The organism is Bacillus sp. CCNWLW194 (assembly GCF_037120585.1).
Classification (GTDB): Bacteria; Bacillota; Bacilli; order Bacillales; family Bacillaceae_G; genus Bacillus_A; species Bacillus_A basilensis.
The window spans coordinates 1-824 of sequence record NZ_JBBBBL010000061.1; the positions used below are offsets into that span (position 1 = coordinate 1).

Consider the following 824-nt stretch of genomic DNA (forward strand, 5'->3'; position numbering starts at 1 on the left):
TTCTCATCATGGTAGGGAAATCGTTATATGACAGCAGAAAGAAGCAGCAGTAATCAAGAATACAGGGGCAATAGGGGCACTCGCTTTTCTATTTTTAATGATTTATCTTGCGACAGATCCTAAAGATATAAGCTTGCTAACAATCCCAGCTTACTTTGGTGGAATGTAGGTAACTCACTGGCTTACCGAAAATGGATTTCAAGGTACATTTATTTATACGAGTTGGTTAGTAATCTACATCGTTATAATGATTCACCTTTTCTTCGCTTCAATCCGACTAGGCATGCGTAACATAAAATATATTAAAGAGAAAATAAGAGAACGTAGAGCCATAAAAAAATAACACAAAGAGAAACCGTCTTTACAGGCGGTTTTATTGTTATACTGAAGTGCAATGTAGATTATTTAACATTTGAGCAGGGTTAATTATAGAATACTCAAGAATCTACACATTAAGAAATGGCCAAGAAAAATCAATAAAGGTAGAGTCCTGGCGTTCATTTAGAGAAGAAATGAATGTGTTAGGAATTCAAGATTCAGATGTGTTTCAAATTCAGTTAGTTGAATTCGGAACAGAGAGAACGAAAAAGAATTCTCCTAAAAATACTAGAAGAAAATAGTCTACTTACGTATAAATATCGTAATTAAGCACATGTTATATACAAATATAGTGGAGGTGCAATTATGAATATTCAAAGACGCGAAGGTAATACAAATGAAATTCTTATTTCTGTTGCAGCAAGTGCTATTGAACAAATGAAGTATGAAATTGCCCGTGAATTAGGAGTCACACTTGGACCTGATACATCATCACGTGCAAATGG

Annotated in this window: 2 protein-coding genes and 1 pseudogene; all 3 read left to right on the forward strand. The window is 34.2% G+C overall.

The genetic code is table 11. The annotated features are described in order from the left end of the window. Nucleotides 1-97: 97 nt before the first annotated feature. Nucleotides 98-343 (forward strand): annotated as a pseudogene (locus V7S50_RS34000) (hypothetical protein). An 82-nt stretch (nucleotides 344-425) separates the two neighbouring features. Next, the gene (locus tag V7S50_RS34005; RefSeq protein ID WP_336376827.1) at nucleotides 426-620 is read left to right on the forward strand and encodes a hypothetical protein; all 195 of its coding nucleotides are present in this window, start codon (nucleotides 426-428) and stop codon (nucleotides 618-620) included. A 64-nt stretch (nucleotides 621-684) separates the two neighbouring features. Beyond that, the coding region (locus tag V7S50_RS34010) for a small, acid-soluble spore protein, alpha/beta type (RefSeq protein ID WP_336584467.1) at nucleotides 685-824 on the forward strand (140 nt) is incomplete at its 3' end.